Here is a 26,010-nt window from a genome sequence, read left to right on the forward strand (position 1 = left end):
CAGGCGGAGCGCACAGAGAGTGCGCACGGCCCCGCCCCCGAAACGCAGCGCGCAGTACCCCCCGATGCGCATCGCAATGTGAGCTTCGAACCGAGCCCCGGACCGTCACCACGGTCCGGGGCTCGATGCTTGTCGGGGTCGAACCGAGCCGAACGGCCCCATCCCCGCGGCTACTTCTGCGGTTCCACCGGTATGTCGAGGACCACCCGGGTGCCGCCCCCGGGGTTGGGCACCATGTCGAAGGCGCCGCCCAACTCCCCCTCGACCAGGGTCCGTACGATCTGGAGCCCCAGATTCCCGGTCCGCTGCGGGTCGAACCCCTCGGGCAGTCCGACCCCGTTGTCCTGAACGGTGATCAGCAACCGGGCGTCGGAGCGCACCCCTTCGCCGCGCTTCGCGGCGGGCGGTTCGCCGCTGCGGACGGCGGAGACCTCGACCCGGCCGGCCTCGCCCGGCGCGAAGGCGTGTTCCAGCGCGTTCTGGAGGATCTCGGCGAGGACCATCGAGAGCGGGGTGGCGACCTCGGCGTCCAGGATCCCGAAGCGTCCGGTCCGCCGGCAGGCGACCACCCCGGGGGAGATCTCCGCCACCATCGCGAGGACCCGGTCGGCGATCTCGTCGAACTCCACCCGCTCGTCCAGATTGTGGGACAGCGTCTCATGCACGATGGCGATCGAACCGACGCGCCGTACGGCCTCGTTGAGGGCCTCCCGCCCCTGCGGTGAGTCCATCCTCCTGGCCTGGAGCCTGAGGAGCGCGGCGACCGTCTGGAGGTTGTTCTTGACCCGGTGGTGGATCTCCCTGATCGTGGCGTCCTTGGTGATCAACTCGCGCTCGCGGCGGCGCAGTTCCGTCACGTCACGACACAGGACCAGCGAACCGATCCGGACGCCCTTGGGCTTGAGCGGGATGGCGCGCAGCTGGATGACCCCGCCGCTGCCCTCGACCTCGGTCTCCCGGGGGGCGTACCCGCTGGCCAGTTTGACCATGGCCTCGTCCACCGGGCCGCGGGCGGGGGCCAGTTCGTCGGTCGTCCGTCCGAGGTGATGTCCCACCAGGTCGGACGCCAGTCCCAACCGGTGATACGCGGAGAGGGCGTTGGGGCTCGCGTACTGGACGACGCCGTCGGCGTCGAGGCGGATGAGTCCGTCGCCGACGCGCGGCGAGGCGTCCATGTCGACCTGCTGCCCGGGGAACGGGAAGGAGCCGGCCGCGATCATCTGGGCGAGGTCGGACGCGGACTGGAGGTAGGTCAGCTCCAGCCGGCTGGGCGTGCGGACCGTGAGCAGGTTGGTGTTGCGGGCGATGACGCCGAGGACGCGGCCGTCCCGGCGTACGGGGATGGACTCGACCCGTACGGGGACCTCCTCCCGCCACTCCGGGTCGCCCTCCCGGACGATCCGCCCCTCGTCCAGCGCGGCGTCCAGCAGGGGTCTGCGGCCCCGGGGGACGAGGTGGCCGACCATGTCGTCCTGGTAGGAGGTGGGGCCGGTGTTGGGGCGCATCTGCGCCACGGAGACGTACCGCGTGCCGTCGCTGGTGGGGACCCAGAGCACGAGGTCCGCGAAGGACAGGTCGGAGAGCAGTTGCCACTCCGAGACCAGCAGGTGCAGCCACTCGAGGTCGGATTCACTCAGGGCGGTGTGCTGGCGGACGAGGTCGTTCATGGAGGGCACACAGGCGAGCGTACCCGCGGCGGGAACCGGGACGAACCGCGAGCGGCGCCGGGCGCTCAAGGGCCGGAAATCGCCTGCCCGAATGCATGGACAGGGCGGAATGGTCTAGTCCACAATGATTCGGTAAAGAGCTTCCGCGCTCCCCGCACAGGAGCGCGGAACGAGGTACCCGGCGCTCTCTGCCCTGACTGCGCCGAGACCTCTCCCACGGCCGCGCGGGACCGCACACCTGCCGGCCGAGTAACTCCGGGCTGCGGTGCCGGACGGGTTGAGGGTCCCGTCGCGGCGCCGCGGCCCGCGGGTGTTTCCGGGCCCGGGCCGCGCCCGGGAGGCCCCGCCCCGCCGCCCACGGCCCCCTTGAGCCGCGCGACCGCTTGGGGCGCGTGACCCCCTTGAGCCGCGCGACCCCTCTGCTAGATTGGTCTATACCACAAAAAGTCCCATCCTCAGATCGGCAGGCCCAGCGTGGAAGTTGTCATCGTCCAGGACGCCACGGCAGGCGGCGAACTCATCGCGGAGACCATCGCCGCGCTGCTGCGCCGCAAGCGCGACGCCCTCCTCGGTGTGGCCACGGGATCGACCCCGCTGCCCATCTACCAGGCGCTGACGGGCCTGGTGAAGTCCGGCGCGGTGGACGCCTCGGGCGCCAGGATCGCGCAGCTCGACGAGTACGTGGGGCTGCCGCAGGGCCACCCCGAGTCGTACCGCTCGGTGGTCCTGCGCGAGGTCGTGGCCCCGCTGGGCCTCTCCGAGGAGTCCTTCCTCGGCCCGGACGGCACGGCCGAGGACGTCGCGGCGGCCTGTGAGGCGTACGACCGCGCGCTCGCCGAGGCCGGCGGGGTGGACCTCCAGCTGCTCGGCATCGGCACGGACGGGCACATAGGCTTCAACGAGCCGTGCTCCTCGCTCGCCTCGCGCACCCGCATCAAGACGCTGACCCGGCAGACCCGCGAGGACAACGCGCGCTTCTTCGACAGCATCGACGACGTCCCGCACCACGTGATCACCCAGGGCATCGGGACGATCCTCGAAGCGCGCCACCTGATCCTGCTCGCCACCGGCGAGGGCAAGGCGGAGGCCGTGGCCCAGACGGTCGAGGGGCCGGTCGCCGCCCTCGTACCGGCCTCGGCGCTGCAACTGCACCCGCACGCCACCGTGGTCGTGGACGAGGCGGCCGCGTCCAAGCTCAAGCTCGCGGACTACTTCCGCGACACCTACGCCGCCAAGCCGGACTGGCAGGGTCTGTAGGCCCCCGGCCCCCGGCGCGAGGGCGCCGCAGCGGGTACGAAGACGAGTGCCGGACCGCCCGCGAGGGGTGGTCCGGCACTCGTCATTTCCGTCCCGGCCAGGACAACGGCACCGGCCGGGACTCAGCTCCTCAGGCGCGGCCCGCGATGACCTCGGCCGCCGCCGTGCCGCACACCCGCGCCGCGCCGTGCGTCGCGATGTGCAGCGCTCCCCTGGGCTCCGCCTCGTTCACGCCCATCTCGACGACGACCGTGCTGGGCCGTTCGGCGAGGATCGCGTCCAGGGCGTCCGCCATCCACGCGTGCCGGTGCAGGTCCCGTACGACGGCGACGATCACCCGGTCACCGGCGGCGGCGAGCACCTTGCCGGTGAGCGCCGCGGTGTCCGTACCGTCGATCCCGGCGCTGTTGTACGCGCCCGTCTCGGTGCCGGGCAGCAGGCGCTCCAGCTCCGGGGCGACGCCCCACGGGGTCTGGTTCCCGACGGCGATGTTCGCGACGGGGGTGAAGGCGGCGACGTACGGCGCCTCGTCGAGGGGCTTGCCGGGGCCGGTGACCCGCAGCGCGCGCCGCGCGGCGACCAGGCCGACCGGGGCGTCGCCGGTGGCTCCGGGGGCGCTCAGGGTCACGCTTGTGGTGCCGGGCGCGGTCCCCTCCTGTGGCTCCGCGCCCGGCTCCGCAGCCCCCCGCGCCCGGAGCGTCCAGTCGGCGAGGGCGCGCACGCGCGCGGCCGCGTCGGCCAGTCGCTCCTCGGGCAGTTCGCCGTCCCGTACCGCCGCGACCAGCGCGTCGCGCAGCCGCAGTACGGTTCCCTCGTCCGACGGGCCGCCGCCGACGCAGATCGCGTCGGCGCCCGCCGCGATCGCGAGGGCGGAGCCGCGCTCGATCCCGTACGTGGCGACGATGGCTTCCATGTCCATGCCGTCGGTGACGATGAGTCCCTCGAAGCCCAGCTCCTCACGGAGCAGGCCGAGCAGGATCTGCGGGCTCAGCGTCGCCGGGCGGTTGGGGTCGAGCGCGGGAAGCAGGATATGCGCGCTCATGACCGCTTTGGAACCCGCCGCGACGGCCGCGCGGAAAGGCAGCAGGTCACGTGCGTGCAGTGTGTCCAAGTCCACGTCGATGCGGGGCATCGCGTGGTGCGAGTCCACCGCGGTGTCGCCGTGGCCGGGGAAGTGCTTGGCGCAGGCGGCGACGCCGGCGCTCTGGAGACCGTCCACGTAGGCGGCGGTGTGCCGGGCCACCAGGTCGGGATCGGCGCCGAAGGACCGTACCCCGATGACCGGATTGTTCCGGTTCGAGTTGACGTCGGCCGAGGGCGCCCAGTTGAAGTTCACGCCGCAGGCGGCGAGGCGGCGGCCCAGTTCCCTGGCGACGGCCCGGGTGAGGTCGAGGTCGTCGACCGTGCCGAGCGCGTAGTTGCCGGGGAACGACGAGCCGTGCCTGACCTCCAGGCGGGTGACGTCACCGCCCTCCTCGTCGATGGCGACGAGGAGGTCGTCGCGCTCGGCCCGCAGGCGGGTGGTGAGCGCGGAGATCTGCTCGGGGGTGCGGATGTTGCGGCCGAACAGGGCGACCGAGGACAGCCCTTCGCCGATCCGGCGCAGGACCCAGTCCGGCGGGGTGTCCCCGGCGAAGCCGGGCTGGAGGACGGCGAGCGCGTCGCGGGTGAGGGTGTCCGTACCGCTCAGGAGTGTGGTCATGGGTGGTGTTATCCCTTCACCGCGCCGGCCGTCAGACCGCCGACGGCGCGGCGCTGGAGGAAGGCGAAGACGAGGAGCACGGGGAGGGCGAAGAGCGTGGACGCGGCCATGGTCGCGCCCCAGTCGCTGCCGAAGGCGGTCTGGAACTGGGTCAGCCAGAGCGGCAGGGTCTGCGACTCCTTCTCCTTGTTCAGGATCAGGACCATCGCGAACTCGTTCCAGGCGGTGATGAAGCCGAAGAGCGAGGTCGACATCAGGCCGGGGGCCAGCAGCGGGAAGATGACCTTCATGAACGCCTGGCCGCGGTTGCAGCCGTCGATCAGGGCGGCCTCCTCCAGCTCCACCGGGACGGCGGCGATGAAGCCGCGCAGGGTCCAGATGGTGAAGGGCAGGACCATGACGAAGTAGATCGCCGTCAGGGTGCCGAGGCTGTTGAGGTAGTCGCCGTCACGGGCGATCATGTAGACCACGATGACCATGACTTCCCACGGTGCCATCTGGGCCATCATGATGCCGAGCACCAGGCCCTTGCGCCCGCGGAATTTCATCCGGGCGATGGCGAAGGCGGCCGCCAGGGCGACGACGAGGGAGATCAGCACCGCGCCGATCGTGACGATCAGGCTGTTCGTGACGTACGTCCAGAACAGGTCGACGCCGGTCGCCTTCGTGTAGTTGTCGAAGGTCGGGGTGAAGAGGAAGACCGGGTCCTTGGTCAGGATCTCGCTCTGCGGCTTCAGCGAGGACGCGAACATCCAGTAGACCGGGAAGATCAGGACCAGGGCGATGAGGAGCGCGCCGCCGTTCTTGGCGATCGCGCCGGCCCGCAGGGGCTTCTTGTTGCGGACCGCGGGGGCCTCGGGGGCCGCGTCGGCGGGCGCCTTCGTGAGGGTGGTGCTCACTGCTCCTCCTCCTGCTTCAGGATCAGGCGGAAGTAGAAGGACATGATGGCGATCAGCATCACGATGGTCAGTACGGAGATCGCGGCGGCGAGACCGTACCGGAACAGGCCCTGGCCGGTGATGTACGCGTACACGGGGAGGGTCTCGGACGCGTGGTCCGGGCCGCCCATGTTCATCGCGTACACCTGGGCGAAGGCCTTGAACACCCAGATGATCTCCAGGAACGTGGTGATCATGAAGAAGGGCTTGAGGTTCGGGAAGACCACGGACCAGAAGGTGCGCCAGCCGTTGGCGCCGTCCATCTTCGCGGCCTCGTAGAGCTCGCTGCCGATGGTGGTGAGACCCGCGTACATGTTCAGCGCGACGAAGGGGATCGAGCCCCACACGATCAGCAGCGTGACGATGACGAGGGTGGAGAAGCCGGTCTCGAACCAGTTGTGCTGTTCGTAGCCGGAGAATCCGAGGCTCCGCAGGACCCAGTTCGCGACACCGAACTGCTCGTCGAACAGCCACCGGAAGACGGTCACGGAGGCGACGATGGGCATGGCCCAGGCGAGCATGAGGGCGAGCGAGAGGACCAGGCGCATCTTGGTGCCGAGGCGGTTGAGCAGCACGCCGATCAGCGATCCGATGACCATGATCAGGAGGACGTTGGCGACCGTGAAGACGAGGCTCCGGAGGACGACGGTCCAGAAGTCCGGGTCCTTGAGCAGCTCCGTGTAGTTGTCGAAGCCGACCCATTCGGGTACCCGGGTGATCAGTTCCTTCCGGTTGACCTGCTGGAAGGAGAGGATCACGTTCTTGACGAGCGGATAGAGGAGCAGCACCGCCATCGAGATCACCGCGGGGGCGATCAGCAGGTACGGCACCAGCCCGCCGAGCCGGGAGCGTCTACCGCGTGGAGGGGTGTGGATTTCCTGGGATCCGGTGGGGGGAGGCGGAGTCGTCGACTCCCCTGCCGCCCTTCCGGGCGCGTCCTCGGGGGCGGTGGACACCGCTCCCTGGGAGTGCACGGTCATGGTCTTTCCTCGCGGTTCTGGGGCTCCCGCGCCCGCCGGGGCGCGACCCGCGGACGACGGGCCGCTTGCACGAACGAAAACCCGGTGGCGCGGCCGGTGCAGAACACCGCCCGCACCACCGGGTCGTGACGACTACTGCTGGTTGAGGCGCTCGTCGATGACCTTGTCGGCCGCTTCGCCGGCCTTCTTCGGGTCTTCGCCGTTCAGGACCTTGGTCATGTAGTCCTTGATCGGGTTGGGCGCGGTCTCGACGTTCGCCCAGCCCGGGGTGACCGGGGTGATCTTGCCGACGGGCGCCGACTTGGCCATGGCCTCGGCGAACGAGCCCGCGGGCGGCGCGAACTGCGACGCGTCGTTGTTCGGCAGCAGGGCGCCGCCGGTGACCTTCGCGTACTCGGCCATCTGGGCCTTGCCTGCGGCGAGGGCCAGCCACTCCTTGGCGAGGTCCTTGTTCGGGGAGCGCTCGGCCACCGCGAGGTTGGAGCCGCCGAAGAACACGGAGCCCGGCTTGTCAGCGGTCTTGCCCGGGATCGGGAAGTAGCCGAAGTCGGCGGTCTTGCCGGCCTTCTTCATCGCGTCGATCGCGCCGCCGGCCTCCCAGCCGAGACCGATCCAGGACGCGACGCCACCCTTGGGCACGACGTCGGTGGACTGCTGAGGCGTGGCCTCGTCCTTGTCCTTCGGGGCGGTGGAGAAGGACTGGAGTTCCTTGTAGAAGTTGATGGCGGCCGTGGCCTCGGGGGAGGCCAGGTTGCCCTTCCACTTGTCGCCGTCCTTGACCGCGAGGTCGCTGCCCTCGTCCCAGACGAAGCCGGAGTACACGTACCAGCTCTGGCCGGGCAGGTAGATCGGCTGGACCTTCTTGTCCGACGCCTGGATCTTCTTCAGGCCGGCGATCCACTCGTCACGCGTGGTGGGCGGGGTCACCCCGGCCTTCTTGAAGACGGCCTTGTCGTAGACGACGACGCGGCTGGCGGCGTACCAAGGGGCGGAGTACAGCTTTCCGTCCAGCTCGGTGGAGGCCAGCATGCCCTTGTTCCAGCCGTCGTAGCCGAGCGCCGCCTTGTCACCGGTGAGGTCCGCGAGACCGCCGGTGACCGCGTAGCCCGCGGTCTGGGTGTTGCCGAGTTCGAGGACGTCCGGCGGGGTGTCCTCGGAGAGGGCGGTGGTGACCTTCTCCTGGATGCCGTTCCACTGCTGGATCTCGACCTTGACCTTGACGCCCTTGTGGGCCTTCTCGAACTCCTGGTTGACGCCCTTGATCCAGGCTGGGGGAGCGGAGCCGTCCATGACCCAGACGGTCAGGTTCTTGGTGCCGCCGGCCTTTGTGTCGCTACCTTTGTCGTCCGAACCACATGCGGCGATGCTGACCATCATGCCCGCGACACCTATCGCCGCGACGAGCTTGCGCTTCACGCCACCCTCCTCAGGGATGCCTGCAACTGCTGCCCACCGCGAAGCCATACGACTAGTAGTGACTGTGGGGTCGGGGGCTTGGCCTTGAATGGTTTAGACCAGTACCGGGAGCTTGGCCTAGACCTTTGGGGGTGTCAAGGGTGTATAAGAAGGACAGTCGCGTCCGTTATCGGACCGACACCTGAGGAGGGGCGACGACCCGTGAGCGGTCCGTGCCACCATGTGAGCCGCGACAGACGGAGGAGCCGGTGACGGCAGCAGCACAGTCGGGAAGGCAGGCCATGGCCACGGACGGCGGCGGTACGGAGTCCGAGGCCACGACTCCCGTACGCACGGCGCGCGTGCCCAAGTACTACCGTCTCAAGCGGCACTTGCTCGACATGACGGGGACACTGGCCCCCGGCACACCTGTTCCCCCCGAGCGTACTCTCGCCGCCGAGTTCGACACGTCGAGAACGACGGTTCGGCAGGCGCTCCAGGAACTGGTCGTCGAAGGACGACTCGAACGCATCCAGGGCAAGGGCACGTTCGTCGCCAAGCCCAAGGTCTCCCAGGCCCTCCAGCTCACCTCGTACACCGAGGACATGAGGGCCCAAGGGCTGGAACCCACGTCCCAGTTGCTGGACATCGGGTACGTCACCGCGGACGACACGCTCGCCGGGCTGCTCGACATCACCGCGGGCGGGCGGGTCCTGCGGATCGAACGGCTGCGGCTCGCCAGCGGGGAGCCCATGGCCATCGAGACCACCCACCTGTCGGCGAAGCGCTTCCCCGCGCTGCGCCGCTCGCTCGTCAAGTACACGTCGCTCTACACGGCGTTGGCCGAGGTGTACGACGTGCGCCTCGCGGAGGCCGAGGAGACGATCGAGACCTCGCTCGCCACGCCGCGGGAGGCCGGGCTGCTGGGCACCGACGTCGGTCTGCCGATGCTGATGCTGTCCCGCCACTCGATCGACGGCCACGGCGAACCGGTCGAATGGGTGCGGTCGGTCTACCGGGGCGATCGTTACAAGTTCGTGGCGAGGCTGCGCCGGCCGACCGACTGACCGGCCGGGGGGTTCCCTCGGCCCTGGCCGTCCCCTAGATTTCCTGCGCGTTGCAAAGGCGATCAGTGGAACGGCGAGCAGTGAGGGGACGAGCGCGCATGTCAGAAGCACCTCCAGAAGCACCGTCAGGACCCGGGGGGAGCCCCCCTCCCCCCGTGGTCACCCCGGTCCGCGTGGTCATCGCGCTCTGTCTGGTCGCGCCCTTCGTGGCGCTGCTGTGGGTGGGTTCGTACGCGAAGACCGACCCGGCGTTCATCGGCATCCCGTTCTTCTACTGGTACCAGATGCTGTGGGTCGTCGTGTCGGCCGTACTGACCATGGTCGCCCACCAGTTGTGGCAGCGTGACCAGCGCGCCCGTACGGGATCCGGGAAGGGCGGTGGCTCGCGATGAACGACGGTGTGAACGGCGTCGCCCTCGGCGTCTTCATCTTCTTCTTCCTGGCCGTCACGGTCATGGGGTTCCTCGCGGCGCGCTGGCGCCGGGCCGAGAACGAGCAGAGCCTCGACGAATGGGGCCTGGGCGGGCGGTCGTTCGGCACGTGGGTCACCTGGTTCCTGCTCGGCGGTGACCTCTACACGGCGTACACCTTCGTGGCCGTGCCCGCGGCGATCTACGCGGCGGGCGCGGCGGGCTTCTTCGCCGTGCCGTACACGATCCTCGTCTACCCGCTCATCTTCACCTTCCTGCCGCGGCTGTGGTCGGTGTCGCACAAGCACGGGTACGTGACCACCTCGGACTTCGTCCGGGGCCGGTTCGGCTCCAAGGGGCTCTCGCTGGCGGTCGCCGTCACCGGGATCCTCGCGACCATGCCGTACATCGCGCTGCAACTGGTCGGCATCCAGGCCGTGTTGGACGTGATGGGCGTCGGCGGCGGCAAGGACACCAACTGGTTCGTGAAGGACCTGCCGCTGCTGATCGCGTTCGCGGTGCTCGCCGCGTACACGTACTCGTCGGGGCTGCGGGCACCCGCGCTGATCGCGTTCGTGAAGGACACCCTGATCTATCTGGTGATCATCGTGGCCATCATCTACATCCCGATCAAACTCGGCGGCTTCGACGACATCTTCGCGAAGGCGGGCGACGCGTTCGCGCAGAAGAACCCGGCGACCGGGGCGCCACGCGGCGCGCTCGCGCCGGGCGAGGCCCAGCAGTGGGGGTACGCGACCCTCGCGCTCGGCTCGGCGCTCGCGCTCTTCATGTATCCGCACTCGGTCACGGCGACGCTCTCCAGCCGCAGCCGCGAGGTGATCCGGCGCAACACCACGATCCTGCCGCTGTATTCGCTGATGCTGGGCTTGCTGGCGCTGCTCGGCTTCATGGCGATCGCCGCCGGGGTGAAGGTCGACAACGGGCAGCTGGCGATCCCCCAGCTCTTCGAGAACATGTTCCCCGACTGGTTCGCGGGCGTGGCCTTCGCGGCGATCGGCATCGGCGCGCTGGTGCCGGCCGCGATCATGTCGATCGCGGCGGCGAACCTGTTCACCCGCAACATCTACAAGGACTTCATCAGGCCGGACGCGACCCCGGCGCAGGAGACGAAGGTCTCCAAGCTGGTGTCGCTGCTGGTGAAGGTGGGGGCGCTGGCCTTCGTCCTGACCATGGACAAGACCGTCGCGATCAACTTCCAGCTGCTGGGCGGGATCTGGATCCTCCAGACGATGCCGGCGCTGGTCGGCGGGCTCTTCACCCGCTGGTTCCACCGGTGGGCGCTGCTCACCGGCTGGGCGGTGGGCATGCTGTACGGCACGATCGCCGCGTACGGCGTCGCGAGCCCGACGCAGGCGCACTTCGGCGGTTCGTCGAAGGAGATCCCCGGGATCGGCGAGATCGGCTACATCGGCCTGACGGCCTTCGTGCTGAACCTCGTGGTGAGCGTGGTCCTGACGTTCGTCATGAAGGCGCTCAAGGCCCCGGAGGGCATCGACGAGACGACCCCGTCGGACTACACGGCGGACATCGGCGACCCGGGCGTCAAGAAGGACCTCCCCCTGGCCCCGACCACCCCGTCGGACCCGGACCCGGTGCGCTGAGGGTGCGCTGACGGGCGCCGAGGGGCGCCGACGTACGGCGGAAGGCGGGCCGCCCGGACTCCGGGCGGCCCGCCTTCCCGCTTCCGACACACGGGGGCGAAACGGGGCGCGACACTACATCTAGGGGGTGCCTCATCGTGCGCCCCCCAGATGTATGCTCGACCTCGTTGTCGACGCAGGGGAATCCGGTGTGAATCCGGAACTGTCCCGCAACGGTCTGCTGTGGTGTGCTTTGTCATACCCGTGAGTCCGAATACCTGCCGGCAACGCATCCGGCTCGACCGAACCGGATGCCAGGACGTCCGGGCCTCGAGGCTGGGCCGGAGACGCCGTGGTTCGTGCTGCCCGCAGACGGGTCGTACGGCCCCCGCGCCCCCGCTTCCCCGCCGACGGCCCAGAGCCGAGCGAGGGAGAGCACCACGTGACCATCGCGCCAGCCGATCCGGCTTCAGGCATCTCCGAGGTCTCCGCGCAGGAGACCGACGGACCCGGGACCGCGTTGCTGCGGCTCCTCACCGACCTGACCGCCGATCTGCCCGACACCGACCCCGGACGCGTCGCCGGCGCCGCGCTGCGTGGCCGCAACGCCCGGTCGGACGAGGCCGAGCTGCGCGAGCTCGCCACCGAGGCGGCCGCGGGGCTCATCTCCGAGGACCCGGCCTACTCCCGGCTGGCCGCCCGGCTGCTCACCCGTACCATCGCCGAAGAGGCCGCGAGCCAGGGCGCCGTGGCGTTCTCCGCGTCCGTCGCCGTGGGGCACCGCGAGGGCCTCATCGCCGACCGCACGGCCGAGTTCGTCGCGCTGCACGCCGACTTCCTGGACGCGCTGATCGACCAGGACGCCGACGACCGCTTCGGCTACTTCGGGCTCCGTACCCTCTTCAGCCGGTACCTGCTCCGCCACCCGATCACCCGCAAGGTCGTCGAGACCCCCCAGCACTTCATGCTGCGCGTCGGCGCCGGTCTGGCCGAGGACAACAGCGTCCGCGCGCTGGACGAGGTCGCCTCCCTCTACCGCCTGATGAGCCGCCTGGACTACCTCCCGTCCTCGCCGACGCTCTTCAACTCCGGTACGCGCCACCCGCAGATGTCCTCCTGCTACCTGCTCGACTCCCCGCTGGACGAGCTGGACTCGATCTACGACCGCTACCACCAGGTGGCGCGCCTGTCGAAGCACGCGGGCGGCATCGGCCTCTCGTACTCCCGCATCCGCTCGCGCGGTTCGCTGATCCGCGGCACCAACGGGCACTCGAACGGCATCGTCCCGTTCCTGCGGACCCTCGACTCCTCGGTCGCGGCGGTCAACCAGGGCGGCCGGCGCAAGGGCGCGGCCTGCGTCTACCTGGAGACCTGGCACGCGGACCTGGAGGAGTTCCTGGAGCTGCGGGACAACACCGGTGAGGAAGCGCGCCGTACGCACAACCTGAACCTCGCCCACTGGATCCCGGACGAGTTCATGCGCCGCGTCGACGCGGACGGCGAGTGGTCGCTGTTCTCCCCCGCCGACGTCCCGGAGTTCGTGGACCTGTGGGGCGACGAGTTCGACGCCGCGTACCGCAAGGCGGAGGCCGCGGGCCTGGCGCGGAAGACCATCCCGGCCCGTGAGCTGTACGGCCGCATGATGCGCACGCTCGCCCAGACCGGCAACGGCTGGATGACCTTCAAGGACGCGTCGAACCGTACGGCCAACCAGACCGCCCTGCCCGGCAAGGTCGTCCACTCCTCCAACCTCTGCACGGAGATCCTGGAGGTCACGGACGACGGCGAGACCGCCGTCTGCAACCTCGGCTCGGTCAACCTCGGCGCCTTCGTGCTCGATTCGGGCGAGATCGACTGGGAGCGGCTGGACGAGACCGTCCGTACCGCCGTCACCTTCCTCGACCGGGTCGTGGACATCAACTTCTACCCGACCGAGCAGGCCGGCCGCTCCAACGCCAAGTGGCGCCCGGTGGGCCTGGGCGCGATGGGCCTCCAGGACGTCTTCTTCAAGAAGCGCCTGCCCTTCGACTCCGCCGAGGCCGCCGCGCTCTCCACGAAGATCGCCGAGCGGATCATGCTCGCCGCGTACGAGGCGTCCTGCGCGCTCGCCGAGCGCAGCGGCCCGCTCCCGGCGTGGTCGGAGACCCGTACCGCCGCCGGGGTCCTGCACCCCGACCACTACGACGTCGAGCTGAACTGGCCGGAGCGCTGGGACGCGCTGCGCGCCCGCGTCGCGAAGAGCGGCATGCGCAACTCCCTGCTCCTCGCGATCGCGCCGACCGCGACCATCGCGTCGATCGCGGGCGTGTACGAGTGCATCGAGCCGCAGGTCTCCAACCTCTTCAAGCGCGAGACGCTGTCGGGCGAGTTCCTCCAGGTCAACTCGTACCTGGTGCAGGAGCTCAAGAACCTGGGCGTCTGGGACGCGCAGACCCGTGAGGCGCTGCGCGAGTCCAGCGGCTCGGTGGCCGGCTTCACCTGGATCCCGGCGGAGGTGCGCGAGCTGTACCGCACCGCGTGGGAGATCCCGCAGCGCGGCCTGATCGACATGGCGGCGGCCCGTACGCCGTTCCTCGACCAGAGCCAGTCGCTGAACCTGTTCCTGGAGACGCCGACCATCGGGAAGCTCAGCTCGATGTACGCGTACGCCTGGAAGAAGGGCCTCAAGACCACGTACTACCTGCGCTCGCGCCCCGCGACGCGCATCGCCCGCGCGGCGGGCGGCGCCCAGGCCGCGGCCGCCGCGCCGGCCGCCACCATCCCGCTCCAGCAGGCGTCTTCTTCGCCGGCTCAGTCCGGCAACCCGATGGTCCCGGACGCGGACGCGATCGCCTGCTCCCTGGAGAACCCCGAGTCCTGCGAGGCCTGCCAGTAATGAGTTCCACCGAGAAGAACCTGCTCGACCCGGGCTTCGAACTGACCCTGCGCCCCATGCGCTACCCGGACTTCTACGAGCGCTACCGCGACGCGATCAAGAACACCTGGTCGGTGGAGGAGGTCGACCTCCACTCGGACGTCGCCGACCTCGCCAAGCTCTCCCCCGGCGAGCAGCACATGATCGGCCGGCTGGTCGCGTTCTTCGCGACGGGCGACTCGATCGTCTCCAACAACCTGGTGCTGACGCTCTACAAGCACATCAACTCCCCCGAGGCGCGGCTGTACCTGTCCCGCCAGCTCTTCGAGGAGGCCGTGCACGTCCAGTTCTACCTGACGCTGCTCGACACCTACCTGCCCGATCCGGACGACCGGGCGGCCGCGTTCGACGCGGTGGAGGAGATCCCGTCGATCCGCGAGAAGGCGCAGTTCTGCTTCCGCTGGATGGACTCGGTGGAGAAGATCGACCGGCTGGAGACGAAGGCGGACCGCCGGCGCTTCCTGCTCAACCTGATCTGCTTCGCGGCGTGCATCGAGGGGCTGTTCTTCTACGGGGCCTTCGCGTACGTGTACTGGTTCCGCTCGCGCGGTCTGCTGCACGGCCTGGCCACCGGCACCAACTGGGTGTTCCGTGACGAGACGATGCACATGAACTTCGCGTTCGAGGTCGTCGACACCGTCCGCAAGGAGGAGCCCGACCTCTTCGACGACGCGCTCCAGCAGCAGGTCACGGACATGCTGAAGGAGGCCGTCGAGGCGGAGTTGCAGTTCGGCCGCGACCTGTGCGGCGACGGTCTGCCGGGCATGAACACGGAGTCGATGCGCGAGTACCTGGAGTGCGTCGCGGACCAGCGCCTCCAGCGCCTGGGCTTCCCTCCGGTGTACGGCTCGCAGAACCCGTTCTCCTTCATGGAGCTCCAGGGCGTCCAGGAGCTGACCAACTTCTTCGAGCGCCGCCCGTCGGCGTACCAGGTGGCGGTGGAGGGGTCGGTCGCGTTCGACGACGACTTCTAGGCGACCGCTGTACGAACGACCGGGGCGCGCCCCGCCTCCGCCGCGGCGGGGGCGGGGCGCGCTTCCGCGTCATCCGTCGAAGAGTCCGAAGAGGTGGACAAAGCCGTACACCCACACGGCCGAGACGACGAGGACGACCAGCAGGCACCCGCCCCCGAGGAGCAGCTTCCCCAGGAGGCCGAACGGCCGCGCGTCCCCGTGGGGGTCGTCCCTTCCCTCCGTCGGTACGGAGTCCCAGTCGACGGGCCGCCCGAACGCGGCCGAGCAGGCGGTCCGCACGGCGGCCAACTGCGCGACGGCGAAGGCGGAGGCCGCGAGCGCCTCGGGCCCCTGCCAGGCCAGCGCCCGCATGAGCCGCTCGGGGTCGGCGTACCGCGCCTCGAACGCGGCGGTCTCGCCGGCGTCCCTGTCCTCGTCCAGGTACGCCCACCGCCCGGCCTCGGCGCGGTCGCCGTAGAGCCGGTAGACGTCGGCGAGCCGGCGCCGGAGCGTCAGGTCGTACGGGTACGAGGAGACGAGGCCGCGCAACCGCTGCCGCGCCAGGGGTATCCGCCCGGCGACCAGATCCGCCTCGACCCGCGCCAGGGTGTCTGTGGGTGCCATGCCCCCATGGTCGGCGCCCCGCCGGAGGCACGCGACGCGTTTTCCCGGAGGGTAGGGGGCCCCACTCCACGTCCCAGCCCGCGGAACGCCGCGCGCACCGCGCCTCGGCGCGTCGGGGCCGAGCGGTCGATGCCCGCGAACTGCCGCCGTCAGGTGGCGTGGCGCCCTATAAGGTCCCCGGCATGGGTGTTGTGCTCGGCACGCGGTTGGTCGCTCTCGTGGGTGCCGTGGTGACCGTTGCCGCGGGGCTCGGGGTCAGGGGCTGGGCCGGGGGTGACTTCGCCAAGTACGCGGGCGACGCGTTGTACACCGTGCTGGTCCACGCGCTCGTCGTGTGTGTCGTCCCCCGGGTGCGGCCACGCGTCGCCGCCGTCGGGGCGTTCGCGTTCAGTTGCGGTGTCGAGCTGCTTCAGCTCACCCCGGTACCGGCCGGGCTCGCCGCGCGCAGCGGGCTGGCCCGGCTGGTGCTGGGGTCGACGTTCAACGCGCCTGACCTGCTGTGGTACGCGGTCGGGGCCGGCGCGGCAGCGGTCGTGCACTCGGCGCTCGCGCGCTCGGCGGCGCGGGTCCGTCGGCCCGTGCGGCCCCTGGATCCCCCCTCCGGACTGTCGCGTCGCGCAACTGGCGGTCGATCGACAGGTCCTTGAGGAGCCAGAGCAGGGGCGGGACGGCCAGGAGGGCGAACAGGAGCGTAAGGGCGAGAAACGCCAGGAAGGTGTCCATGTCCCCACTGTCGGCGATGCGGTCGACGAAAAGCAGTGGCAGGACTGTCAGCGAACCTCGAATTACTGCCACACTGGCGGCATGCTGAAAAACGTCGCCGCCGTCCTGCTCGACGGAGTCCACCCGTTCGAACTCGGCGTCGTCTGCGAGGTGTTCGGACTCGACCGCAGCGACGACGGGCTCCCCGTCTACGACTTCGCCGTCGTCTCCGGCGAGGGACCGGTGCTCCGCACGCACGCCGGATTCACCCTCGGCTCGCTCGCCGGGCTCGAACGGCTGGAGGAGGCCGACCTCATCGCCGTACCCGCGGGGGACGCCTACGTGGAGCGCGAGTTCCCCGAGGAGCTGCTGGCCGCGCTGCGGCGCGCCGTCGACCGGGGCGCCCGCGTCCTCAGCGTCTGCACCGGCGGCTACCTGCTGGGCGCCGCGGGCCTCCTGGACGACCGCCGCTGCACCGTGCACTGGCGGCACGCCACCGACCTCGCCGCCCGCTTCCCCCGGGCACGGGTCGAGCCCGCCGTGCTGTACGTCGAGGACGGCCCGGTGATCACGTCCGCCGGTACGGCCGCCGGCATCGACGCGTGCCTGTATCTCGTACGCCAGGAACACGGCCCGGAGATCGCCAACGCGCTGGCCCGCCGCATGGTCGTCCCGCCCCACCGCGACGGCGGCCAGGCGCAGTTCATCGAGCGGCCGCTGCCCGTGGCCTGCGACACCGTCGGGGACGTGCTGTCCTGGATGGAACGCCACCTGGACCGCGAGATGACCGTGGAACAGCTCGCCGAGCGCGCCCACATGTCGCCGCGTACGTTCGCCCGCCGCTTCCAGCAGGAGACGGGGACCACCCCGTACCGCTGGCTCCTGCGCCAACGGGTGCTGCTGGCACAGGAGTTGCTGGAGGGGACGGACGAGACGGTGGACCGGGTCGCGGGACGGGCCGGGTTCGGGAACGCGGCGGGGCTGCGCCACCACTTCCTGCGGACGCTCGGGACGACCCCGAACGCGTACCGGCGCACGTTCCAGGGACCGGGACCGCTGTCGGCCTCACCGGCCCGCGAACCTCAGGCGTTCGGGACCGTCTCGTAGCGCGCCGTGCCCTCTTCCATCTGCTTGAGCGCGTCCTTGCGGTCCCGCTTCGACAGCCGGTCGATGTACAGGTATCCGTACAGGTGGTCCGTCTCGTGCTGGAGGCAGCGCGCGAAGTAGCCGGTCCCCCGCACCTTGACCGGATTGCCCTGGGCGTCCTGGCCGCGCACCACCGCGTAGTCGGGGCGGGGCAGGGCCGCGTACGCCGTCGGGACCGACAGGCAGCCCTCGTTGGAGTCGTCCAGGTGACGCTTCTCCGGCGGCAGCTCCTCCAGCACCGGGTTGCAGATCGCCCCGACGTGGCGCTTGCCGTCGTCGTCCGGGCAGTCGTACACGAAGACCTTGAGGTCCACGCCGATCTGGTTGGCGGCGAGGCCCACGCCCTCCGCCGTGTGCTGGCTGGCGAACATGTCGTCGATCAGCGCGGCGAGGGAGTCGTCGAACTCCGTGACGTCCCGGCACTCCTTGTGGAGCACCGGATTCCCGACGACGGTGATCGGGCGGGACGTGCCGCGCTCGCGGTGTGCCAGCTCACGCTCCGCGGCGCCCGCCGTGTCGTCGGCGAACCCGTCCGCCGTCCCCGCCACGAGGGTCCCACTGTCGATCCGCTGGTCCGTCTCCTGCTGCGCCATGTCCGCAGTACGCCTTCCTCGGTTCCCGATGCTGCCCGCACGATCGGCACGATGTGCCCGTACAGCCTAAGGGCAGTGCCCAGCGGCGTTCAGCAGTCGGCCGGATCCGGCCGAACCCCGCCCGGCAGGGCACGAGCACCTACGGCGGGGCGACGCATGGCCGCCCCGGCGTACCCCTCAGCAGACCTCTTCCAGATCCCGCCACTCCCGGGTGTCCGGACTGTCCGCGACCCACCCGTCCAGCAGCCCCCGCACCAGCCCCTGCGGCGCCGCGATCCCGCACTCCCGCTCCGGCACCCACAGCTCGCCGGCCGTACGGTGCCCCAGCGGGCCCGGGTGCCCCGGCTCGCTGTGGTCGTGCGGGTCCAGGTGCTCGCCGTCGCCCTCGGCGCTCGGCATCCGGCTCTCCGAGCAGGCCCGGCACAGCAGCCGTACGGACGACGACCAGTCCTCGGCGGCGAATCCCGCGTCGGCCGCGAGGCGCTCCAGGGCGTCCCTGTCCTCCTCGGTGGCCGCCTCCAGCAGCACCACCCAGGTCGGTACGGGCGACGGCGCCCACAGCTCGATCTCGTCGAAGACGGGGTACGCGCGGGTGGTGCCGTCGGGCCCGGCGGCCGTCGTGCGCTCCCCGTGCGGTACGCCGTCGTGGAGCACGACCTCGCCCCACCGGCGTCCCGACGACGGCAGCGGGATGGAGAGCAGCTCGATCCTGGCCGGGTCGAGCCTGCGGCCCCAGACGACCTCGGCCTCGCCCTCCGGGGAGAGCCGGACGGCGGCGCTGCCCAGCTCCATGCCCTCGGGCTCGCCGTTGGCCTCGACGCTGTGCGGATTGCCCGGCACCTTCAGCCCGTACGCCTGCCAGGCGCGGCGGGCCAGCGGCCAGTCCTGGAGGGCGGTGGCGGCGATGCCGACGTTCCACCAGTCCGGGGCGCCGGTCTCCTTGTCGAGCAGCGCGACGGCCCGCAGCCCGGCGGCGCGCGCCTGCTCCCAGTCGTGGCGGAACTTGTGCAGCAGCGCCAGGTTGAACCACGACTCCGAGAGCCAGGGCTCCAGGTCCGCCGCACGGGTGAGCAGCGCGCCCGCGTCCTCGTACCGGCCGTCACCGATCAGCGTGAACGCGCGGTCGGTGGCCTGCCGCCACGAGGCGGAGGGCCGATGCCGTACCTTCCCGAAGATCCTCACGATTCCCGCCTGCCGGTCGCTCGGGTCTGTGCCCCCGGACACCCTCTTCTTGCTCTTCTTCGCATCCAACCATGCCCGGTCCCACGCCCGCTCATTACCCATGGGTTACCCGGCCCTGCCCGGGACGGGAGCCCTGCCGGGGGCCGGGGCGCCGCGGGACAGCACGCGTGCCAGGGATTCCACGACCTCGGGCTGGTAGTCGTGCCCCGTCCCGAGCCGCAGCCGCTCCAGTGCGCTGAGAGGTCCACTCGCAGTGGCACATTCCCCGGTCAGGTCGTCGTACGCATTGACGGCGCGGACGATCCTGGCGGAGAGGGGTTGTTCGCGGTACGGATCGGCCTGGCGCTCCACGACGAGGGCGACGGCGGCGGGCACTCCGGTCTGGCGCACGACCGCCCCGCCGAGCAGGGCGATACGGCGCTGTTCGTCGGCCGGGAGGAAGGCGGTGGCGCCCTCGGGGACGGGGTCGACGAGGGAGAGCTGCCCGATGTCGTGCATGAGGGCCGCGTATTCGAGCACGGTCAGCTCCGGTCCTGACAGGCCCAGCTCACGGCCGACGGCGCGGCTCAGCTCGGCGACCCTGCGGGCGTGGCCGTGCGGGGTGTAGCCGGCGATCTCGGTGGCGCGGGCGAGGGAGGCGATGGTCTGGCGGTACGTGGTCCGCACTGCGGCGTACCGCCGGTAGGAGAGCTGCGTCAGCAGCAGCGGTACGCAGAACACCGGCAGCGCCCACAGGCCCGCGACGGCGGCCCCGAGGGAGATGACGGCGCCCGTGGCGCAGACGGCGGAGCCGATGTGCAGGAGGGCCCGCAGCTCGTCGCGGAGGAGGGGGCCGAAGGGGTGGCGGGTGCGGGCGCGGACCAGGACGGCGGCGAGGACGGCGTCGCAGAGGGCGGTGAGGACGAGGAGCAGCAGGAGCGTGACCGCGTAGAAGGGGCCCTTGCCGAAGCGTTCCGCCAGACCGTCGGCGCCGCCCGCCTTGTAGCCGGCGTTGTAGAGGGGCTGGAAGCAGACGGCGGCGAAGGTGACGGTGAGGACGCGGCGGACCAGGTGGTCGAGCGCGGGGCCGCGGCCCTTGGCGATGTGCGGTACGGATCCGGCGAGGGTGGCCGCGACGACGACGGCGAGGGTCTGGAGGACGCCGTGGGTGGTGCGCTGCCCGGCGTTCTCGCCGAGGAGGGCGTACGCGAGCGCGCCGGCGGCGCCGAGGGGCGCGGGCTCGCGTTCGCCGGGGAGCGCGCCCCAGCGGGCCAGCTCGCCGACGACGACGAGCAGGCCGAAGGCGAGGGCGATACGGGGCTCGGCGAGCCCGCGCCAGAGGGTCGCGGCGAGCGCGGCGGCGGTGAGGAGGGCGGCGGCGGCGTACACCGCGACGACGGCGGACGGGGGCCACGCCACGGCCGCGACCGGCCGCCCGGGAAGCACCCCGGCCCTCACGCCCGCCCCCTGCGGGGCGCACGCCGGGGCGCGGGGGGCCGGGGCACGGCCGGAAGACCGCGCCGGGCGGCCCCGGGCTCGGGGGCCGGGGCGGGGCCCGGGGCGGGCGCCTGCCGGACCGGCGCCGGAACGGGAAGCCCCTCGCCGACCGGCGCGGCCGCCCCCGTGCGGCCACCGGACGGCGGTCCGTTCTTCTCGTCCGCCGTGACCGCCGTCTGCCAGCCGTGCCGGGCCAGGGCGCGGACCAGGGCGTCCACCATGTCCGGGTCGAACTGCGAGCCCGCGCAGCGTTCCAGCTCGGCGACCGCCGTGCCCACCGGCCTCGCCCTGCTGTACGAGCGCGTCGACGTCATCGCGTCGAACGCGTCCGCCACCGCGACCACCCGCGCGAACTCGGGGATCTGCGCGCCGGCCAGCCCGTACGGGTATCCGCTGCCGTCCAGGCGCTCGTGGTGGTGCAGGATCGCCTCCCGCGCCTCCCCCAGGAAGCCGATGCCGCGCACCATCTCGTGCCCGTACTCGGGGTGCAGCTCGATCACCCGCCGCTCGTCGGGCGTCAGCGGCCCGTCCTTGCGCAGCACCCGCGTCGGTACGCCGAGCTTCCCCACGTCGTGCAGGATCCCGGCGAACCGGAGCACCTCCACCCGGTCCCGGTCCATGCCCAGCTCCTGGGCGATCAACACCGAGGCGCGGCCCACCCGTTCGCTGTGCCCGCGCGTGTACTTGTCCTTGATGTCGACGGCCTGCACGAGCGCCCTGATGGTGGCCTGGTGGGCGGCGGACTCGCGGTGGTACTGCGCGAAGACCCAGCAGGAGATGTACATCGGCAGCAGCACGAAGAGCGCGGAGAGCGGCCCGTACGGGCTGCGCCACAGCACCGCCATCATCAGCCCGGCGAGGCCGTGCGCCCCGTGCGGGGCCAGGGAGCGGACGAACAGCCCGCGCCACGCGGTCCGCAGCGGCAGCCGCTCGGCCGCCGCCAGCACCCCGCCGTCGAGCGTGGCGAGAACCAGGCAGAAGGCGAGCGTCGCCGCCCCGGCGGGGAGCAGCACATAGGGAAAGTCCGGGGTCTTGAGCCCGTACCCGCCACCGCCGAGGGCGACGGGACCGCCGAACAGGATCTGCGCCCGCGCCGCCGCCCAGGTCGCCAGGGAGAGCTGCGCGGCCCGCCAGATCCGGCGCGCGCCCCGGGGCCGCTGCTCGACGCGCCCCAGCAGCGCGCCGGGCACGGCGACCAGCGCGGCGGCGGCGGGCGGCAGCAGGAGGGCGGAGGCGAGGAGGACGGGGAAGAACGATCCGGCGGCGATCGGCACCGAGCCGTGCAGCGACCGCCCGAGGACCCGGCAGCGGGCGGGCATCTCGCAGAGGGCGTACAACGCGGCGAGCAGCGCCACGGCCCGCCACGGGGTGCCGGCGCGGAACGCGGGAAGGAGGCAGAAGGCGGCGCAGAGCGCGGCGCCCAGAATGTACGCGCGCGCCGCACCCGGTATGGCCCTCACGGGTTCTCGCCCTTCCTCGGCTCCTCGATCCGGCCCGGAAGGGCCCGAAACAGAGGGTCAGGCTAGCGAGTTGGGGGCGCGGCGGAGGCCGTACGAGGACGATTAGCACCTTTGAGTGACATGGCCGGTCCCGCGGTGGTACGGGCACGGCCGAGGGCGCACCGCGCGGATGCGCGATGCGCCCTCGTACCCCGTGCGAAGGGGGGCTTCCCGGGCAGCGCTCGGGCCCGGGTGGTGCTCAGGGCCCTGAGCGGTACGTCAGTCCTGAGCCGCTCGCGGCACGTCCGCGCCCGCCGCGGACACTTCCCGCTCCGGCCCGAGCTGTCCCGACCGGATCAGATCGATCCGGCCCATGACCTTGGCCCGCAGGTCGGACGGTACGTCGTCCTGGCCGCAGCACCGCTTGACGAGCTTCTTCACGGCCTGCTCCAGACCGTACTTCTCCAGGCACGGGGAGCACTCCTCGAAGTGCACCTCGAACTTGGTGCAGTCGTTGTCCGGCATCTCGTTGTCGAGGAACTCGTACAAATGATCGAGTACCTCGGAGCAATCCGTCTCATGCGGCTCTCCGCAGCTCATGAGCCCGAACCTTTCCGATCGTCCGACGACTCCCCGGCACCGGCCGGGACGAGCCCGCGCTCGCGGGCGTAGTCCTCCAGCATGCCGCGCAGCTGGCGGCGGCCCCGGTGCAGTCGCGACATGACCGTACCGATGGGTGTCCCCATGATGTCCGCGATCTCCTTGTACGCAAAGCCCTCTACATCGGCGAGATACACCGCGATGCGGAACTCCTCGGGGATCGCCTGCAACGCCGACTTCACGTCCGAGTCCGGAAGGTGGTCGAGCGCCTGCGCCTCCGCGGACCGCAGACCCGTCGACATGTGCGACTCGGCGCGCGCGAGCTGCCAGTCCTCGATCTCCTCGGCGGCACTGCGCTGAGGCTCGCGCTGCTTCTTGCGGTACGAGTTGATGAAGGTATTGGTGAGGATGCGGTACATCCAGGCCTTGAGGTTGGTCCCCTCGCGGAACTGGTGGAAGGAGCCGTACGCCTTCGCGTACGTCTCCTGCACCAGGTCCTCGGCGTCCGCCGGGTTGCGCGTCATGCGCAGCGCGGCCGAGTACATCTGGTCGAGGAAGCCCAGCGCGTCCCGCTCGAAACGGGCGTTGCGCTCGGCCGTGGTCTCTTCGATGCCGCCGTCGTCGGTCCCTGCGTCGGTCCCAGTGACCGGACCCACCTCCTCCAACGCTGTGGCGGGCCCGTAAGCGGACCCACTCGAATCGGAGAATAGTCGACCTTGTGACAACGAGGGCCGGTGGTCCGCTCCGCCGGCCGCCCGGACCGGAGCGTTCTTGGACGCGGAAAGCACCGTCCACTCCAGATCACCGGCGTCTGAGCGGCTCGGGCAGATGGTCGAACCCATACGACGGACTCCCTCTCCATGCTCTGTGTTCCGTTGACCTCTAGAACAGTGCGCCCCGGTCCCACATTCCCGGCCACGACCCGGTCCTCAGGCGAATTCCGCGGCCCATCGGGCGACGCCGCCGGTGATGATCGCGAGGGCCTGTTCCTGCGGTACGGCGGCGGTCCTCGCCACGGCGAAACCGTGGTCGGCGCCCGGCACCTCGCACAGCTCGTACGCGCCGCCACCGCTCGTGGCCGCCGCGTCCCCGCCGTGCGGGTCGGGGAACTCGGCGGGCTTCCCGAACGGGTCGTTGCCGCCCTGGACGACCAGCGTGGGCACCCCCGAGCCCAGCAGTTCCGCGGCCCGGGACTTCTCCGGCCTCCCCGGCGGGTGCAGGGGGAAGCTCAGGGCCAGTACGGCGTGCGCCCCCAGCTCCGCCGCCGTCCGGCAGGCCACCCGCGCTCCGGCGCTGCGCCCGCCCGCGACCACCGGCGGCCCCGCCCCGGCCAGCGCGGGCCACACCGCGCGCCAGGCCGTGTCCAGGGTCTTCGGGGCCGGCGCGAGCTTCTTGCCGGCCACCCGCCAGGGCTGTTCCACCAGTGCGACGGTGAAGCCGAGCGGCGGCAGCGCGTCGGCGAGCGCCCGGAGGTCACGGGCCTCGATGCCGCCGCCAGCGCCGTGGCCGAGGGCGAGGATCAGCCGGGGGTCCTCCGCCGCGTACCAGGTGATGCGGGCGTCGCCGCCCGGGGTGCCGACGGTCTGGATCCGCGTCCCACGCGTGTCAGGTGTCACAGCGCACATCCTGCCGCCCCGGCGCCCGCGCCCGTGCCCCCCACGCCCTCGGACCCGCGTGCCCGGGACCCGCGCGCGGGACCCCCACCCCTCAGAACAGCGTGCTCTCCTCCGGCGCCGCCAGCTCCTCCAGCAGCTCCGGGCCGTTGTTGCGCACGTTGCTGACCGCCGTCGCCACCGGGTACGCCCGCATCAGCCCCGGCGCCGGCGGCGCGAGCAGCTCGCGCAGGTCGTCGGGGTCCGTACGGGCCGGGTCCAGCCACGCGTCCCAGCGGTCCGGCGTCAGCATCAGCGGCATACGGGGGTGGATGTCGGCCAGCGACCCGGGCCCCTCGGCGGGCGCCACGGCCAGCGGCGTCCTCTCGGCCTCCGTGGTGATCACCGAGCACGTCACCCACCAGGCGCCCGGGTGGTCGTCGGGCAGCGTCCGGTCGCGCCAGAACTCGTACAGGCCCGCCAGCGCCATGACGGAACCGTCGGCCGGCGTGACGAAGTACGGCTGCTTGCGGGGGCGCTTCTTCTTCCCCTGCTCCTCCAGCTGCCGTTCGTCGACACCCGTCACCCACTCGTAATACCCGTCGGCCGGCAGGATGCAGCGCCGGGCGAGGAAGGGCCGGCGGAAGGACGGCTTCTCGTGCACGGTCTCGGCCCGCGCGTTGATCATCCGGGCCGCGCCCTCGGGGGTCTTGGACCACGACGGCACGAGCCCCCACCTGAGCTTGCGCAGCTGGCGAACCGGATCGGGCTCTTCCGCGTCCTTCACAGGACGTTCCAGAACCGCGTAGACCTCTTTTGTCGGAGCCACGTTCCAGTCGGGCGCGAGGGTCTCCTCGGGCTCCCACTTCTCCACCCCGAAGAGCCCCTTGAGTTCCTCGGGCCGCCGGCTCGCCGCATACCGTCCGCACATAAGTGCCAGACTGCCACGACGCCGTCCCAGTTGAGGAGCCGACCGAGAAATGGCCAGCATCGACGTCACGTCCATATCCGACCTGTGGGACCGCGTGTTCGGCAGCCAGCCGGCGCCGGCGCGCTGGCTGGTGGTCGTGACCGGGATCGTCGCCCTCGCCGCCGTGGTGCCCCACCCGGTCTGGCGGGTGTCGCGCAACACCATCACCATCGCCCACGAGGGCGGCCACGGCCTGATCGCGCTGGTCACCGGACGACGCCTGAACGGGATCCGGCTGCACTCGGACACCTCGGGCCTGACCGTGAGCCGCGGCAAACCCGCCGGGATCGGCATGATCCTCACGGCCGCCGCCGGCTACACCGCTCCCCCGCTGCTCGGGCTCGGCGGCGCCTGGCTGCTCTCCGCGCACCACATCACGCTGCTGCTCTGGCTCGCGACGGGCCTGCTGATCGCGATGCTGGTGATGATCCGGAACGCGTACGGGGCGCTCACCGTGATCCTGACCGGCGCGGCCTTCCTGCTGGTCTCCTGGCTGACCGAACCGGCGGTCCAGGCGGCATTCGCGTACACCGCTGTGTGGTTCCTGCTGCTCGGGGGCGTCCGGCCGGCCTTCGAGCTCCAGTCGAAGCGGCGGCAGGGCGGGGCGGGCGACTCGGACGCGGACCAGCTGGCGCGGCTGACGAACGTACCGCCCCTGCTGTGGCTGTTCCTCTTCCACGCCGTCTCGCTCTGCTCACTCATCGGCGGCGGCCGCTGGATGCTGGGTCTCTGACCCCCCTCGTCCGCCGCCCGTCCACCGGACCTCGGTTACGTCCAGGTTTCCGCGCTTTTTGTCAGGATC

The 26,010-nt window shown here is 71.2% G+C and carries 23 protein-coding genes and 1 riboswitch; of the genes, 9 read left to right on the forward strand and 14 right to left on the reverse strand.

Translation table 11 applies throughout. The features are described from left to right. Positions 1-170 precede the first annotated feature (170 nt). A complete protein-coding gene (locus HA039_RS10830) occupies positions 171-1,667 on the reverse strand; it encodes a sensor histidine kinase (RefSeq protein ID WP_208298786.1) in 1,497 nt (498 codons plus the stop codon). 474 nt (positions 1,668-2,141) lie between these two features. On the opposite strand from HA039_RS10830, the gene nagB reads away from it, so the two are divergent. After that, positions 2,142-2,924, forward strand: coding sequence for a glucosamine-6-phosphate deaminase (nagB, locus tag HA039_RS10835; protein ID WP_167027302.1), 783 nt, complete (start codon positions 2,142-2,144; stop codon positions 2,922-2,924). A gap of 130 nt (positions 2,925-3,054) precedes the next feature. Here nagB and HA039_RS10840 read toward each other — a convergent pair whose 3' ends face one another. The 4 genes from HA039_RS10840 to HA039_RS10855 form a co-directional block, all read right to left on the reverse strand. Further along, positions 3,055-4,626 carry a glycoside hydrolase family 3 protein gene (locus HA039_RS10840; protein ID WP_167027305.1) on the reverse strand — a complete coding sequence of 524 codons (1,572 nt, stop codon included), beginning with the start codon at positions 4,624-4,626 and terminating at the stop codon, positions 3,055-3,057. 8 nt (positions 4,627-4,634) lie between these two features. Next, positions 4,635-5,453, reverse strand: coding sequence for a carbohydrate ABC transporter permease (locus HA039_RS10845; RefSeq protein ID WP_243870056.1), 819 nt, complete (start codon positions 5,451-5,453; stop codon positions 4,635-4,637). 68 nt (positions 5,454-5,521) lie between these two features. Then, positions 5,522-6,544: a carbohydrate ABC transporter permease gene (locus HA039_RS10850; RefSeq protein WP_167027308.1), complete on the reverse strand. Its 1,023-nt coding sequence runs from the start codon at positions 6,542-6,544 to the stop codon at positions 5,522-5,524. A 132-nt stretch (positions 6,545-6,676) separates the two neighbouring features. Next, the gene (locus HA039_RS10855; protein WP_167027311.1) at positions 6,677-7,960 is read right to left on the reverse strand and encodes an extracellular solute-binding protein; all 1,284 of its coding nucleotides are present in this window, start codon (positions 7,958-7,960) and stop codon (positions 6,677-6,679) included. 281 nt (positions 7,961-8,241) lie between these two features. On the opposite strand from HA039_RS10855, the gene HA039_RS10860 reads away from it, so the two are divergent. The 5 genes from HA039_RS10860 to HA039_RS10880 all read left to right on the forward strand — a co-directional run bounded on the left by HA039_RS10860 (position 8,242) and on the right by HA039_RS10880 (position 14,905). After that, positions 8,242-9,006 carry a GntR family transcriptional regulator gene (locus HA039_RS10860; RefSeq protein ID WP_167036583.1) on the forward strand — a complete coding sequence of 255 codons (765 nt, stop codon included), beginning with the start codon at positions 8,242-8,244 and terminating at the stop codon, positions 9,004-9,006. A gap of 98 nt (positions 9,007-9,104) precedes the next feature. Continuing rightward, positions 9,105-9,398 carry a DUF3311 domain-containing protein gene (locus tag HA039_RS10865; protein WP_208298585.1) on the forward strand — a complete coding sequence of 98 codons (294 nt, stop codon included), beginning with the start codon at positions 9,105-9,107 and terminating at the stop codon, positions 9,396-9,398. After that, positions 9,395-11,038, forward strand: a complete 1,644-nt coding sequence (mctP, locus tag HA039_RS10870) for a monocarboxylate uptake permease MctP (RefSeq protein WP_167027343.1) — start codon at positions 9,395-9,397, stop codon at positions 11,036-11,038. Before HA039_RS10865 ends, mctP begins: the two co-directional genes overlap by 4 nt. A gap of 142 nt (positions 11,039-11,180) precedes the next feature. Beyond that, positions 11,181-11,317, forward strand: a riboswitch (cobalamin riboswitch). A 142-nt stretch (positions 11,318-11,459) separates the two neighbouring features. Then, positions 11,460-13,892, forward strand: a complete 2,433-nt coding sequence (locus HA039_RS10875) for a ribonucleoside-diphosphate reductase subunit alpha (protein ID WP_167027346.1) — start codon at positions 11,460-11,462, stop codon at positions 13,890-13,892. Next, entirely contained in the window at positions 13,892-14,905 is a 1,014-nt protein-coding gene (locus HA039_RS10880; RefSeq protein ID WP_167027349.1) for a ribonucleotide-diphosphate reductase subunit beta, read from the forward strand. The genes HA039_RS10875 and HA039_RS10880 overlap by 1 nt, the downstream gene beginning before the upstream one ends. A 69-nt stretch (positions 14,906-14,974) precedes the next feature. On the opposite strand, the gene HA039_RS10885 is transcribed toward HA039_RS10880, so the two are convergent. Further along, positions 14,975-15,508: a DUF6584 family protein gene (locus HA039_RS10885; protein ID WP_167027352.1), complete on the reverse strand. Its 534-nt coding sequence runs from the start codon at positions 15,506-15,508 to the stop codon at positions 14,975-14,977. Between the two features lie 182 nt (positions 15,509-15,690). Between HA039_RS10885 and HA039_RS10890 the strand changes: the two genes are divergently transcribed. Together HA039_RS10890 and HA039_RS10895 are read left to right on the forward strand one after the other, a co-directional pair. After that, positions 15,691-16,155 carry a ribosomal maturation YjgA family protein gene (locus HA039_RS10890; protein ID WP_167027355.1) on the forward strand — a complete coding sequence of 155 codons (465 nt, stop codon included), beginning with the start codon at positions 15,691-15,693 and terminating at the stop codon, positions 16,153-16,155. A gap of 157 nt (positions 16,156-16,312) precedes the next feature. After that, positions 16,313-17,317, forward strand: a complete 1,005-nt coding sequence (locus HA039_RS10895) for a GlxA family transcriptional regulator (RefSeq protein ID WP_167027358.1) — start codon at positions 16,313-16,315, stop codon at positions 17,315-17,317. Here the strand turns inward: HA039_RS10895 and def are convergent. The 8 genes from def to HA039_RS10935 form a co-directional block, all read right to left on the reverse strand. Beyond that, positions 17,293-17,949, reverse strand: a complete 657-nt coding sequence (gene def, locus HA039_RS10900; RefSeq protein ID WP_167027361.1) for a peptide deformylase — start codon at positions 17,947-17,949, stop codon at positions 17,293-17,295. The two genes, HA039_RS10895 and def, sit on opposite strands and share 25 nt — an antisense overlap. A gap of 177 nt (positions 17,950-18,126) precedes the next feature. Beyond that, a complete protein-coding gene (locus HA039_RS10905) occupies positions 18,127-19,131 on the reverse strand; it encodes a tetratricopeptide repeat protein (RefSeq protein ID WP_167027364.1) in 1,005 nt (334 codons plus the stop codon). A 105-nt stretch (positions 19,132-19,236) separates the two neighbouring features. Further along, on the reverse strand, positions 19,237-20,529 hold the full coding sequence (locus HA039_RS10910) for an HD-GYP domain-containing protein (protein ID WP_208298788.1): 1,293 nt from the start codon (positions 20,527-20,529) through the stop codon (positions 19,237-19,239). 35 nt (positions 20,530-20,564) lie between these two features. After that, on the reverse strand, positions 20,565-22,067 hold the full coding sequence (locus tag HA039_RS10915) for an HD-GYP domain-containing protein (RefSeq protein ID WP_167027367.1): 1,503 nt from the start codon (positions 22,065-22,067) through the stop codon (positions 20,565-20,567). 258 nt (positions 22,068-22,325) lie between these two features. Next, positions 22,326-22,646, reverse strand: coding sequence for a mycothiol system anti-sigma-R factor (gene rsrA / locus HA039_RS10920; RefSeq protein ID WP_167027370.1), 321 nt, complete (start codon positions 22,644-22,646; stop codon positions 22,326-22,328). Next, positions 22,643-23,302 (reverse strand): sigma-70 family RNA polymerase sigma factor, encoded by a 660-nt coding sequence (locus HA039_RS10925; RefSeq protein WP_208298586.1) that lies wholly within the window; start codon positions 23,300-23,302, stop codon positions 22,643-22,645. The genes rsrA and HA039_RS10925 overlap by 4 nt, the downstream gene beginning before the upstream one ends. A 273-nt stretch (positions 23,303-23,575) precedes the next feature. Beyond that, a complete protein-coding gene (locus HA039_RS10930) occupies positions 23,576-24,271 on the reverse strand; it encodes an alpha/beta hydrolase family protein (protein ID WP_167027376.1) in 696 nt (231 codons plus the stop codon). Between the two features lie 82 nt (positions 24,272-24,353). Further along, entirely contained in the window at positions 24,354-25,169 is an 816-nt protein-coding gene (locus HA039_RS10935) for an SOS response-associated peptidase (protein ID WP_167027379.1), read from the reverse strand. 49 nt (positions 25,170-25,218) lie between these two features. On the opposite strand from HA039_RS10935, the gene HA039_RS10940 reads away from it, so the two are divergent. Beyond that, a complete protein-coding gene (locus HA039_RS10940; RefSeq protein WP_167027382.1) occupies positions 25,219-25,941 on the forward strand; it encodes a M50 family metallopeptidase in 723 nt (240 codons plus the stop codon). Positions 25,942-26,010 lie beyond the last annotated feature (69 nt).

The organism is Streptomyces liangshanensis, from assembly GCF_011694815.1.
GTDB lineage: Bacteria > Actinomycetota > Actinomycetes > Streptomycetales > Streptomycetaceae > Streptomyces > Streptomyces liangshanensis.